The following is a 12,040-nucleotide window of genomic DNA, read 5'->3' as shown; positions in this document are numbered from 1 at the left end:
GGCTTGCTCGCGAGGAGGCCGTGTCAGTCAACATACAATTTGAATGACACACCGCTTTCGCGAGCAAGCCCGCTCCCACAGGGGATTGCGTGTATCCATGACCTCTTTGTTTCAGGCATGAAAAAGCCCGCAGCGACGGCGGGCTTTTTCAGCAAGCAGGTAGCACGCCTCAGATAGGGCGGCTGCCGTACTTGTTATCCGGCTTCTTGGGCGGATCGGCGACCACGTTGGCCTCCACTTCCTGCACCTTGCCGCCGCGCGCAAGGAATTCTTCCATGGCCTTGGCCAGGGCGTCGCGCTCCTTGTTCTTGGCTTCGATGCTCGGCAACTCGTCGATCGACACCGCAGCCTTGGCTTTGCCTTTGGCAGCCGGGGCCGGCGTATCGTCACCGCCATCGTCGTCAGCAACGTCTTCCGCCGCTGCTTCCAGGCCTTCCTCGGCCTCGTCTTCGTCGCCTACTTCGAGGTCGTCGTTTTCCAGATCATCGTCGCTCATGTTCTACCTCATGACTTGCGAAAAGCAGATTAGTTATAGACCAGCTTTGGCGACTGTCGAAAGTCGCCGGAAAAAAATCGGTAACCGCTGGTGACCAACGGTTTACGCCCCTTCACCGTGCAGGGTGGCGAGGACTTTACGGGCACCGCCATGATCACGGTGCTCGCCCAGATAAACACCTTGCCAGGTCCCCAGAGCCAGTCGCCCTGCCGAAACCGGCAGACTGATCTGACAGCCAAGTACGCTGGCCTTGAAGTGCGCCGGGAGGTCGTCCAGGCCTTCGTCGTTATGCTCATAGCCGTCTGTTCCTTGTGGGATCAGACGATTGAAAAATCGTTCGAAGTCGCGACGGACCGCCGGATCGGCGTTCTCGTTGATGGTCAACGACGCCGAGGTATGCTGCAGCCACAAATGCAACAGACCGACCCGGCACGCCTTGAGTTCAGGCAGGCCGGCGAGTAACTCGTCCGTTACCAGATGAAAGCCCCGGGGCCGTGCCCGCAGGGTTATCAGAGTCTGTTGCCACATACAGTTCTCCGCACGTTCGGGGCGCATTCTAGCGCGCTCTGGGAAAAAACAAAGGCCCTAATATTCCTGCAATGATGTAAGCCATTGGCCGCAGAAAAACGCTTGTCGTAAACACGACCAAAGCCGTACGAAAAATCCTTTCAGCCACTACCTGAATGACAAATTCCAGACAAAAAAATGCCCGGCAAGCCGGGCAAGTTTTTTCGATGCGCGTACTTACAGGTTGTAGCCGCGTTCGTTGTGTTGTGCCAGGTCCAGACCCACTGCCTCTTCTTCCTCGGTGGCACGCAGGCCCATGACCACGTCCAGTACCTTGAGGATGATGAAGGTGACGATCGCGGTGTAGATCACCGTGAAGCCGACGCCTTTGCACTGAATCCACACTTGCGAAGCGATGTCGGTCACGGTGCCGAAGCCGCCCATGGCCGGTGCGGCGAACACACCGGTGAGGATTGCGCCGAGGATACCGCCGATACCGTGCACGCCGAAGGCATCCAGGGAATCGTCGTAACCGAGTTTGCGTTTCAGCGTGGTGGCGCAGAAGAAGCACACCACACCGGCCGCCAGACCGATGATCAGCGAGCCCATCGGGCCCACGGTACCGGCTGCCGGCGTGATTGCCACCAGACCTGCAACCACACCCGAGGCAATGCCCAGTGCGCTAGGTTTGCCGTGGGTGATCCACTCGGCGAACATCCAGCCCAGTGCAGCGGCAGCGGTCGCGATCTGAGTCACCAGCATCGCCATGCCGGCAGTGCCGTTGGCGGCCGCGGCGGAACCGGCGTTGAAGCCGAACCAGCCGACCCACAGCATGGCCGCGCCCATCAGGGTGTAACCAAGGTTGTGCGGTGCCATCGGGGTGGTCGGGAAGCCTTTGCGCTTGCCCAGCACCAGGCACGCCACCAGACCGGCGATACCGGCGTTGATGTGGACCACGGTGCCGCCCGCGAAATCGAGCACGCCCCAGTCGCCCAGCAGCGAACCCGGACCGCTCCAGACCATGTGCGCGATCGGCGCATAGACCAGCGTGAACCAGACGCCCATGAACACCAGCATCGCGGAGAACTTCATGCGCTCGGCGAAGGCACCGACGATCAGCGCCGGGGTGATGATGGCGAAGGTCATTTGATAAGTGACGAACACTGCTTCAGGGAACAGCGCTGCCGGGCCGGTAATGCTGGCAGGCGTGACGCCCGCGAGGAAGGCCTTGGCAAAGCTGCCGACGAAGGAGTTCAGGTTGACGACGTTGGCTTCCATCCCGGTGGTGTCGAACGCCATGCTGTAGCCATAAAGGAACCACAGGATGGTGACCAGGCCGGTAATGGCGAAGCACTGCATCATCACCGAAAGAATGTTTTTCGACCGCACCATGCCGCCGTAGAACAGCGCGAGGCCCGGAATAGTCATGAACAGCACGAGGGCTGTGGAGGTCAGCATCCAGGCGGTGTCGCCGGAATTGAGGACTGGAGGCGCCACCGGATCTGCCGCCATAGCCAGGCCGGGCATTACGATGGACAACAGGGCGCCTAGCCCTGCGAATTTACGCAGAGTCATATTGTTTTCTCCTGGGGCGTTGGGTTTGTGGCGGCGTTTAGATCGCGTCGGTATCGGTTTCGCCGGTACGGATGCGGATCGCCTGTTCCAGATTGACCACGAAGATCTTGCCGTCACCGATCTTGCCGGTGTTGGCAGCCTTGGTTATCGCCTCGATAACCCGATCCAGATCCTTGTCGTCGATAGCAACGTCGATTTTCACCTTGGGCAGAAAATCGACCACATACTCCGCGCCGCGATACAGCTCGGTGTGACCCTTCTGCCGGCCGAAGCCTTTGACTTCAGTAACGGTAATGCCCTGCACGCCGATTTCGGACAGCGACTCGCGCACGTCGTCCAACTTGAACGGCTTGATGATGGCAGTGACTAGCTTCATGAAACTCTCTCCCGAATTGGTGGACTTGCCCCAGGAAAACAAACCCGACTCAAGTCTAAGCGCAGTGCCTGGCTTTGTAACGCATCGTCGGCCTTACCTGCCCGACTGACGCCAGCTAACCGCTGCCGGCGAAACTCCCCGTCCCGCCTGCCGCACTGCATTCGTCACAGCGACTGCATCAGTGCATGGGTCACTACCGACTAAGCAGAAAGCTTGCCATCTCGCCAAATTCCTCTGATTTCAAGCCCTTGGCCGCTGCCACAGGCGCCCGCGCAAAAAAGCCCCGACGGTTACGCACAACAACGGTGCGCTGCCGTCCGTCCGCTTGCGCGAAAAGCGTGCATCCGTGCCTGCGTCAATGACTATAGACACTGCGTGATACACTGCCCGCCACTGTTTACAGGACACATTCCATGCTCGCGCCCAAAGACTTCCTCGACGCCCTGAGCGGTACCGCCTCCCGCCTGTTCAGCGGCGACACTCCGCTGCCGAAAGCCGAAATCGAAAGCCAGTTCAAGATGCTGCTGCAGAGTGCGTTCAGCAAACTCGATTTGGTGAGCCGTGAAGAGTTTGATAGTCAGATGGTTGTGTTGGCGCGTACCCGCGCTCGCCTCGAAAGCCTTGAGGCCAAAGTCGCCGAGATGGAAGCCAAGCTGACGCCGCCGGCCGAGTAAGTCTGCAGACCCTGAGCAAAAATGCCTTGAAGTTTGCGAAAGAAATTAAACCGCTCCTGCCGAGGCAGGAGCGGTTTCCGTCAGATCAATCCTCTACAATGAATTATTCCAACGGTCTCGCAGAAACTCGTACAGGCGAAAAGCCCATAACGCGATTCTGGCGAGGCGCCACATATGTTTAAGAAACTTAGACATACTTTGGCCCTCCTTGCGTGGGGCCAAACCTCCGATGCACTTTCCGGCGTACGAACACCTTCGGGACTGCACGTGAGTGTGTCCGCCAAGGCGGCCGGGTGTGAGTCCCTCAAAAAAAGCACCGGCACGGGTCTCACACCGTGTCGAGGAACATGAAGTCTTTGCGCTCCCGGCCACACTTCGCGAATACCCCATGAGTGGGCATCGTCATTGCGGACTTTATGACCGCCCTTAGAAAGCGATTTAAACAACTTGTATCAAGTTGTTAGGAGGCGCTATCAACGGGACCGTTGCCCCCCCTTTCAAGCCCATCTGATACTTGCGCCAATGAGCAAACATGCATAACCTGATCGCACGTGAGTGTGTCCGCAAAGGATACGCAGGCCTTGGCCTCACCGAAGCCTGCAAACTGAAAACCGTCTCCTCAAGGCGGTTTTTTTTCGCCTCGAAATTGGTTGACCGCTTTCCCGCAACATCCAGTGAAAGTTCGCCCCCGCCTGATCGCCCTTCCCCAACTACCCTTCAAAAACCCGCAGGAAGCGGTCCCCGATTCAGCTCAAGGAACGACCATGTCCCTCTCCATCGTCCACAGCCGCGCCCAGGTTGGCGTGGATGCTCCCGCTGTCACCGTCGAAGTCCATCTGGCCAACGGTCTGCCGTCGCTGACCATGGTCGGCCTGCCCGAGGCGGCGGTAAAGGAGAGCAAGGATCGCGTGCGCAGCGCGATCATCAATTCCGGGCTGCAGTTTCCGGCGCGGCGGATCACCTTGAATCTCGCGCCGGCGGACTTGCCCAAGGACGGCGGGCGCTTTGATCTGGCGATTGCCCTGGGGATTCTGTCGGCGAGTGTGCAGGTGCCGTGTCTGACGCTGGATGAGGTGGAATGCCTTGGTGAACTGGCGTTGTCCGGTGCTGTGCGGCCGGTACGCGGGGTGTTGCCGGCGGCACTGGCGGCGCGCAAGGCCGGGCGGGCACTGGTGGTGCCGCGGGCGAATGCCGAGGAAGCGTGCCTTGCTTCGGGTTTGAAGGTGTTTGCGGTGGATCATCTGCTGGAGGCAGTGGCGCATTTCAACGGGCATACGCCGGTCGAGCCTTATGTCTCGGACGGGCTGATCCATGCGGCGAAACCTTATCCCGACCTCAATGAGGTGCAAGGACAGATGGCCGCGAAACGGGCGCTGCTGATCGCGGCGGCGGGCGCACACAACCTGTTGTTCAGCGGGCCGCCGGGGACCGGCAAGACCTTGTTGGCAAGTCGCTTGCCGGGCCTGCTGCCGCCACTCTCCGAATGCGAGGCGCTGGAAGTGGCGGCGATTCAATCGGTCGCCAGCGGCGTGCCACTGACCCATTGGCCGCAACGGCCCTTTCGCCAGCCACACCACTCGGCCTCCGGGCCGGCGCTGGTCGGTGGCAGCTCGAAACCGCAACCCGGCGAGATCACCCTCGCCCACCACGGCGTACTGTTTCTCGATGAGCTTCCGGAATTTGATCGCAAGGTGCTGGAGGTGCTGCGCGAGCCGCTGGAATCCGGGCATATCGTGATTGCCCGAGCCAAGGATCGCGTACGCTTTCCCGCGCGTTTCCAGTTGGTGGCGGCAATGAATCCTTGCCCCTGTGGATATCTTGGCGAGCCGAGCGGCAAGTGCTCTTGTACACCAGACATGGTGCAGCGCTACCGCAACAAGCTATCGGGGCCGTTGCTGGATCGGATCGATCTGCACCTGACGGTGGCGCGGGAAGCGACGGCGTTGAATCCGGCAGTGAAGCCAGGCGAGGACAGCGCCAGTGCGGCAGCCGTGGTGGCCGAGGCACGCGAACGCCAGCAAAAGCGTCAGCGTTGTGCCAATGCGTTCCTCGATCTGCCAGGCCTGAAGCGGCACTGCCAGTTATCCACAGCCGATGAGAAATGGCTGGAGTCAGCCTGCGAACGGCTGACCTTGTCACTGCGCTCAGCCCATCGTTTGCTCAAGGTCGCCAGAACCCTGGCAGACCTTGAGCAAGTCCATGCAATCAGCCGAGAGCATCTGGCCGAGGCGCTGCAATACCGGCCAGCGACGCCTTAATGCTCGGTCAGATCCACCAGCGGAGCCTGTCGCACTTCGGTTTCACGCCCGGCCTGGATTTCGCTCACGCGCTTCAAGGCGTTATCCACAGCGCCTTTGTCTGCCAGCAGGCTGTAGCTGATCTGAAACTGTTGGCTGGCCTTTGGCGCAATGGTCGGCACCAGATTCAGCGGACGCTGATAGCGGCGGTTGTAGGAAAAGCTGGTGCCCGGCTCAAGCCCAGTGACATAGCCCTGCCCTTGGGTATCGGTATTTTTCCACAGGGAAAACACTGGCAGCTGCTGTGTATTGAAGCCAACAGAGACACCGAGGCTGCCAGCCTTGTTGTGCAAAACAGTCAGGGTTTCGCCTTTTGCGTCGGCGTAGGGCACGACGTTATAGACGGTTTCGTCGTAGTCCTTGGTTGGACCGCGATAAGTCTGCCAGTCCGCCAACTCGGCTTTGGCCTTGTCGTTGAACGGCGAGACCTGTTTCACCGGCGCCGCGAACCGCGCGCCCTGCTCAAGGAACGGTGTACTGAAGTTGCTGTGATACAGCGCCTGGTATTCCTTCGGATAATCGCCGTTGTTGGTCAGCGTATCGTTGAGGGCAAAGCGCACGCTGCCCGGCTCGGTGACCAGCTCAGTGACGACCGAGAAATCGACTTTCTTGAACGCCTGTTCCTTCAGTTCACCGCGCAGACTGATGGCGTAGGGTGGTTTTTCATCGATGTGCAGCGTGACAGTGCTGGCCGGAATGTTCGCGGCGCGGCCGTGCAGGGTCAGCATCTCGCCATTGTCGATGCCCGGATGGCCGACCCATTCGTAACCGCAGCGGGTCACCAGCTCATTGAAGCCTTCCAGCCAGCCCAGACCACCGCGTCCATTGAGTTCGATGAAGGCCGGGTTGACCACTTCCTTGACCGGCGAATCCCAACCCATGCGCACGTTACCAACCGACGCCTGCAAGACATTCATGCCGCGGGTCGGCACCACCGAGAGTTTCATCGTGCCGTTATCGATATCGACGATGCTGACACCTTCCTGTCGTCCGCCGTGCAAGGTTCGCAGACTCACGGAGAAAGGCTTGTCGGTTTTCAACCCGAGCTGCTCACTGGTAATGCTCCAGTTTTGCGCGGGCTTGTTGGTATCGAGGAGTACGTAATCCCAGGCCATGGCGTGGGAAGCAGCAGAGAGTGCGCCGAATGCAACGGCGAGTTTGAACGGGGTCATGGCAGCAGCCTTTATTGGAGTTGTGCCATTTTTATAGCGCTGCGGAAACGTTTCAGCAAGTGCAATGGAGCTTGCGATCGTGTGATTTACCAAGAACTGGCGGGGATCCATTCGCGAGCAAGCTCGCTCCCACAGGGATCTCTGGTGTTCACAGAATCTGTGATTCACGCCGGAAACTGTGGGAGCGAGCTTGCTCGCGAAAGCTATATCAAGGCTGTATCAACGAAAGCGATCAACCTCGGAACGCAGATCCGCCGCCAGCTTTTCAAGCTCTTTGGCGGTGACCGCAAGGTTCGACACCACCTCACGCTGCTCACTGTTGGCCAGCGCAATGCTCTGCAGGTTACTGCTGAGCAAAGTAGCCGTGCTGCTCTGCTCCTGGGTCGCGGTGGTAATCGCGGCGAACTGCTGCCCTGCCGAACGGCTCTGCTCATCGATCCGCGCCAGCGCCGACGCCACGTTGGCGTTGCGCGACAGGCCTTCCTGCATCAGCAGGTTGCCCTGCTCCATGGTGCTGATGGCGTTGCCGGTTTCCTGCTGGATGCTGTGAATCATCCCGGAGATTTCATCAGTGGCCTGACGGGTGCGCGACGCCAGGTTACGCACCTCATCAGCGACCACGGCAAAACCACGGCCCTGTTCACCGGCACGGGCCGCTTCGATGGCCGCGTTGAGCGCCAGCAGGTTGGTCTGTTCGGCAATCGAGGTGATCACACTGACAATGCCGCCGATTTCCTGGGAACGCTGGCCAAGGGTGTTGATCACGGTAGCCGTGGTGTTCAACGCACCAGCGATTTGCTCAAGCGACGAAGACGCTTCGTCCATGGAAGTACGACCGATCTGCGTCTGCTGAGCGTTTTCCTGGGCCAGACGCTGGGTGGCACCCATGTTGTCGGCAATGTTCAGCGAGGTGGCGCTGAACTCTTCAACTGCGCCGGCCATGCTGGTGATTTCGCCGGACTGCTGCTCCATGCCTTCGTAGGCACCACCGGACAAACCGGACAATGCCTGGGCGCGGCTGTTGACCTCTTCCGAGGAGCGGCGGATGTGTTCGACCATCGTCGACAGTGCCTGGCTCATCTGGTTGAACGCGCGGGACAGCTGACCGATCTCGTCGTTGCTCGACACGTTCAGGCGCACGCTCAGATCACCGGCACCCAGCGCTTCGGCCTGACGTACCAGATCACTCAGCGGCGCCAGTTTGCTGCGCAGCAACCACACCACCGAACCCACCGCCAACAGCATCGCCAGCAGGCTGCCGATGGCCAGTTGCGTGCCGACGCTCCAGGTCACCGCGCGAATCTCGGCTTTCGGCATACTCGCCACCACCGCCCACGGCCCACCGTCAAATGGCACCGAAACGCTGTAGAAATCTTCGTTCTTGTCGCCCCAGAACTGACCTTTGCCAGGGGTTTTGGCCAGAGCGCCAATCACCGTAACCGCCTGATCCAATGCCTGGACGCCCGCCGGGGCCACCAACCATTTGTTCTGCTCATCCAGCAGCGCCAGCGAACCGGTCTGGCCGATGCGGAAGCGCTTGAGGTTGTCGAACTGGGCGTTCTGCGCATCGGTGTAATCAAAACCAACGAACAACACCGCAATCACTTTGCCGCTGCCATCGCGCACCGGGGTGTATTGGGTCATGTAGGAACGATCAAACAGCAGCGCGCGGCCGACGTAACCCTGACCCGCCATCAACTTCGCGTAGGCCGGGTGTGCGTGATCGAGCAGAGTGCCGATAGCGCGCGTGCCGTCCTGTTTGGTCAGCGAGGTGCTGACCCGCACGAAGTCTTCGCCGCTACGCACGAACAGCGTGGCAACGCCGGCGGTCATCTGCTTGAACTCGTCGACTTCCTTGAAGTTGTTGTTCAACACTTCGCTGCCCAAGTGCAGGCCCGGGGTCTGGGTGCCGGCGACGTTCACCGGTTCATCCGGGTGAATGCTCAGGCCCGCGCTGAAGCGTTTCTCGAACAGCCCGCTCAGGCGCTGGGTGCTTTCGCGCAGCGTGCCGTGGAAAGTGCTCAACTGGTCGGCCAGCAGCCGCGCCTCACTGGCGAGGTGCTCTTCACGGGTGGCGAGGTTGGCGGAATCCAGCGAACGCAGGGCGAACACCGTACTGCCGCTGATGACGATCGCCAGTATCACAGCGAGCGCGAGGCCCAGCTGCGAGGCGATCCGAGCGCGAGGTTGAGACATGGACAGCTCCTGGCCGAACTTGCCGATCCTCCTTGATCGCAGCTCGGATAATTTTCTAATGGGGGTGAATCGTGGATATCTGCACGGCGGTTCCACATGCACGTATTCGGCGGTAAAGCCGAATACTTGAGCGAACAGCAGGGTTATGGCACAAGGCCGGCATTGTGGCGGCTCTAACGTTTCAGCTCAAGCGCTTGACCACCGGCAACGCCATGGCCCGCACTTCGCCTTGCAGGAAGTCGCTGAGACGGCGCAAACGTTCACCTCCCGGACGGGTTTTTGGCCACACCAGGTAATAATTCAGGCCGCTGGCGACCGCGGTCGGCCAGGGCAGGCTCAGTCTTCCTTGCGCCACATCTTCGGCGACCATCAGCAGATCGCCCATCGACACCCCGTAGCCTCGCGCCGCGGCGATCATCCCAAGTTCGAGGGTATCGAACACCTGTCCGCCCTTGAGCGAAACCTGATCGGACAGCCCCATATGTTCCAGCCAACTGCGCCAGTCACGCCGATCCGGGGTCGGATGCAGCAACTCCGTGGAGGCCAGCCGCGCCACATCCCACGGCTGGTCATTCAGCAGGTTTGGCGCACCGACCGGGATCAACTCCTCGGGAAACAGCAGGCTGGCCTCCCAGTCGGGCGGGAAGTGCCCATCGCTCAGCAGCACCGCGCAGTCGAAGGGTTCGTTGTTGAAGTCTACCGAATCCACGTCCATCCACGCACTGGTCAGCTGTACCTCATTGCCCGGTTGTAGATGGCGAAAGCGGCTGAGTCGCGCCAGCAGCCAGCGCATGGTCAGGGTCGAGGGCGCTTTCATGCGCAGGATGTCGTCTTCGGCGCGCAAGGTGTTGCAGGCGCGCTCCAGCGCCGCAAAACCATCGCGAATGCCGGGCAGCAGCAGCCGCGCCGACTCGGTGAGTTGCAGGTTGCGTCCGCTGCGGTGAAACAGCTTGCAGGCGAAATGTTCTTCCAGCGTCTTGATGTGCCGGCTGACTGCACTCTGGGTGATCGACAATTCCTCGGCCGCCCGGGTGAACGAGCTGTGCCGCGCCGCCGCTTCGAATGCGCGCAGGGCATACAAGGGTGGAAGACGACGGGACATACACAAAGCTCCTTTGGCGGCATCCGGCCACCCCGGCGAGGTTTACTCATGATGAGTTTTAATCATGCCACCCATCCTTTTTATCCTTTTGTGCAAACCCTGCCAAGCGCCGAGAATCGACGGTCTCTTGTTCCCTCTGATTGATGGGTGGTGATGACCATGCAGCATCCTGTGCGTACCGAACTCTGGGCCATCCTGCGGCTGGCGGGGCCGTTGATTGCTTCGCAGTTGGCGCACATGTTGATGGTGCTGACCGACACCCTGATGATGGCGCGCCTCAGCCCCGAAGCCCTGGCCGGCGGCGGACTGGGGGCAGCGAGTTATTCATTCGTGTCGATTTTCTGCATCGGCGTGATTGCAGCGGTCGGCACGCTGGTGGCGATCCGTCAGGGCGCCGGCGACATCATCGGCGCGGCCCGCCTGACCCAGGCCGGGTTGTGGCTGGCATGGCTGATGGCGCTCGGCGCCGGGTTGCTGCTGTGGAACCTGAAACCGGTGTTGCTGCTGTTCGGCCAGACCGAAACCAACGTCCATGCCGCCGGGCAATTCCTCATCGCCCTGCCCTTCGCCCTGCCCGGCTACCTGAGCTTCATGGCCCTGCGCGGCTTTACCAGTGCAATCGGCCGGGCGACCCCGGTGATGGTCATCAGCCTCGGCGGCACTGTGGCCAACTTCCTGCTCAATTACGCATTGATTACCGGCATGTTCGGGCTGCCGAAACTGGGGTTGACCGGCATCGGCCTGGTCACGGCAATCGTTGCCAACTGCATGGCGCTGGCGCTGGCCTGGCACATCCGCCGGCACCCGGCCTATGACGCTTACCCGTTGCGCGCCGGCCTGTCGCGGCCAAATCGTCAGTATCTGAAAGAACTGTGGCGCCTCGGTCTGCCGATTGGTGGCACCTACGCGGTCGAAGTCGGCCTGTTTGCCTTCGCGGCCCTGTGCATGGGCACCATGGGCAGCACGCAACTGGGCGCACACCAGATCGCTCTGCAGATCGTTTCGGTGGCGTTCATGGTGCCGGCGGGGATGTCCTACGCGATCACCATGCGCGTCGGCCAGCACTACGGCGCCGGGCAACTGAGCGACGCGCGGATGTCCGGCCGGGTCGGCATCGTTTTCGGTGCAGTGGTGATGCTGGGTTTCGCCATGGTGTTCTGGCTGTTGCCGAATCAGTTGGTCGGGTTGTTCCTTGATCACAACGATCCGGCCTTTGCCGAAGTGATTCGTCTGGCGGTGAGCCTGTTGGCCGTGGCAGCGTGGTTCGAGCTGTTTGACGGCACGCAGACCATCGCCATGGGCTGCATCCGTGGACTCAAGGATGCGAAAACCACGTTTCTGGTCGGCCTTGCTTGTTATTGGTTGATTGGCGCACCGGCGGCGTGGTGGATGGCGTTCCACCTGAACTGGGGGCCGACGGGCGTCTGGTGGGGTCTGGCGCTGGGCCTGGCCTGCGCGGCAGTGAGCCTGACCCTGGCGTTTGAATGGAAGATGAAGCGGATGATTCAGCGCGAACCTCTGTCATCAAACCAGTACACAGTCGCTCAGGCAGACTGAGATTCCCTTGTGGGAGCGGGCTTGCTCGCGAAAGCGGTGGGTCAGGCAGCCTATGCTTTGACTGACACGACGCCTTCGCGAGCAAGCC

10 protein-coding genes are annotated in these 12,040 nt (G+C 60.7%); 3 read left to right on the top strand and 7 right to left on the bottom strand.

What is annotated here, in order from left to right; translation table 11 throughout:
- Positions 1–169: 169 nt before the first annotated feature.
- The 4 genes from sutA to glnK form a co-directional block, all read right to left on the bottom strand.
- Positions 170–496 (bottom strand): transcriptional regulator SutA, encoded by a 327-nt coding sequence (gene sutA, locus QMX91_RS23450; protein ID WP_003229413.1) that lies wholly within the window; start codon positions 494–496, stop codon positions 170–172.
- A gap of 102 nt (positions 497–598) precedes the next feature.
- A complete protein-coding gene (locus tag QMX91_RS23445) occupies positions 599–1,024 on the bottom strand; it encodes a secondary thiamine-phosphate synthase enzyme YjbQ (RefSeq protein ID WP_003229414.1) in 426 nt (141 codons plus the stop codon).
- A gap of 216 nt (positions 1,025–1,240) precedes the next feature.
- On the bottom strand, positions 1,241–2,578 hold the full coding sequence (locus tag QMX91_RS23440) for an ammonium transporter (protein ID WP_025113244.1): 1,338 nt from the start codon (positions 2,576–2,578) through the stop codon (positions 1,241–1,243).
- Positions 2,579–2,615: 37 nt separating this feature from the next.
- A complete protein-coding gene (gene glnK / locus QMX91_RS23435) occupies positions 2,616–2,954 on the bottom strand; it encodes a P-II family nitrogen regulator (RefSeq protein WP_002555808.1) in 339 nt (112 codons plus the stop codon).
- Between the two features lie 413 nt (positions 2,955–3,367).
- Between glnK and QMX91_RS23430 the strand changes: the two genes are divergently transcribed.
- Positions 3,368–3,628: an accessory factor UbiK family protein gene (locus QMX91_RS23430; RefSeq protein WP_007920416.1), complete on the top strand. Its 261-nt coding sequence runs from the start codon at positions 3,368–3,370 to the stop codon at positions 3,626–3,628.
- A 764-nt stretch (positions 3,629–4,392) separates the two neighbouring features.
- The gene (locus tag QMX91_RS23425) at positions 4,393–5,886 is read left to right on the top strand and encodes a YifB family Mg chelatase-like AAA ATPase (protein WP_282413458.1); all 1,494 of its coding nucleotides are present in this window, start codon (positions 4,393–4,395) and stop codon (positions 5,884–5,886) included.
- Here QMX91_RS23425 and QMX91_RS23420 read toward each other — a convergent pair.
- The 3 genes from QMX91_RS23420 to QMX91_RS23410 all read right to left on the bottom strand — a co-directional run bounded on the left by QMX91_RS23420 (position 5,883) and on the right by QMX91_RS23410 (position 10,395).
- A complete protein-coding gene (locus tag QMX91_RS23420) occupies positions 5,883–7,097 on the bottom strand; it encodes an aldose 1-epimerase family protein (protein ID WP_098966246.1) in 1,215 nt (404 codons plus the stop codon). The two genes, QMX91_RS23425 and QMX91_RS23420, sit on opposite strands and share 4 nt — an antisense overlap.
- Positions 7,098–7,316: 219 nt before the next feature.
- Complete coding sequence (locus tag QMX91_RS23415) at positions 7,317–9,293, bottom strand: methyl-accepting chemotaxis protein (RefSeq protein ID WP_027610434.1); 1,977 nt, start codon at positions 9,291–9,293, stop codon at positions 7,317–7,319.
- 181 nt (positions 9,294–9,474) lie between these two features.
- Positions 9,475–10,395, bottom strand: coding sequence for a LysR substrate-binding domain-containing protein (locus QMX91_RS23410; RefSeq protein ID WP_047596753.1), 921 nt, complete (start codon positions 10,393–10,395; stop codon positions 9,475–9,477).
- 159 nt (positions 10,396–10,554) lie between these two features.
- On the opposite strand from QMX91_RS23410, the gene QMX91_RS23405 reads away from it, so the two are divergent.
- The gene (locus QMX91_RS23405; RefSeq protein ID WP_135296827.1) at positions 10,555–11,952 is read left to right on the top strand and encodes a NorM family multidrug efflux MATE transporter; all 1,398 of its coding nucleotides are present in this window, start codon (positions 10,555–10,557) and stop codon (positions 11,950–11,952) included.
- Positions 11,953–12,040: the final 88 nt, after the last annotated feature.

It is taken from the genome of Pseudomonas sp. PS01299 (assembly GCF_029960145.1).
GTDB classification, from domain to species: domain Bacteria; phylum Pseudomonadota; class Gammaproteobacteria; order Pseudomonadales; family Pseudomonadaceae; genus Aquipseudomonas; species Aquipseudomonas putida_A.
This window is presented reverse-complemented; position numbering and strand designations above follow the sequence as displayed.

What these genes read in the sequence shown, in the direction of transcription:
- QMX91_RS23415 (WP_027610434.1), bottom strand. Translation starts at nt 9,293, where the DNA reads ATGTCTCAACCTCGCGCTCGGATCGCCTCGCAGCTGGGCCTCGCGCTC.
- QMX91_RS23440 (WP_025113244.1), bottom strand. Translation starts at nt 2,578, where the DNA reads ATGACTCTGCGTAAATTCGCAGGGCTAGGCGCCCTGTTGTCCATCGTA.
- QMX91_RS23445 (WP_003229414.1), bottom strand. Translation starts at nt 1,024, where the DNA reads ATGTGGCAACAGACTCTGATAACCCTGCGGGCACGGCCCCGGGGCTTT.
- QMX91_RS23430 (WP_007920416.1), top strand. Translation starts at nt 3,368, where the DNA reads ATGCTCGCGCCCAAAGACTTCCTCGACGCCCTGAGCGGTACCGCCTCC.
- QMX91_RS23420 (WP_098966246.1), bottom strand. Translation starts at nt 7,097, where the DNA reads ATGACCCCGTTCAAACTCGCCGTTGCATTCGGCGCACTCTCTGCTGCT.
- glnK (WP_002555808.1), bottom strand. Translation starts at nt 2,954, where the DNA reads ATGAAGCTAGTCACTGCCATCATCAAGCCGTTCAAGTTGGACGACGTG.
- QMX91_RS23405 (WP_135296827.1), top strand. Translation starts at nt 10,555, where the DNA reads ATGCAGCATCCTGTGCGTACCGAACTCTGGGCCATCCTGCGGCTGGCG.
- QMX91_RS23410 (WP_047596753.1), bottom strand. Translation starts at nt 10,395, where the DNA reads ATGTCCCGTCGTCTTCCACCCTTGTATGCCCTGCGCGCATTCGAAGCG.
- sutA (WP_003229413.1), bottom strand. Translation starts at nt 496, where the DNA reads ATGAGCGACGATGATCTGGAAAACGACGACCTCGAAGTAGGCGACGAA.
- QMX91_RS23425 (WP_282413458.1), top strand. Translation starts at nt 4,393, where the DNA reads ATGTCCCTCTCCATCGTCCACAGCCGCGCCCAGGTTGGCGTGGATGCT.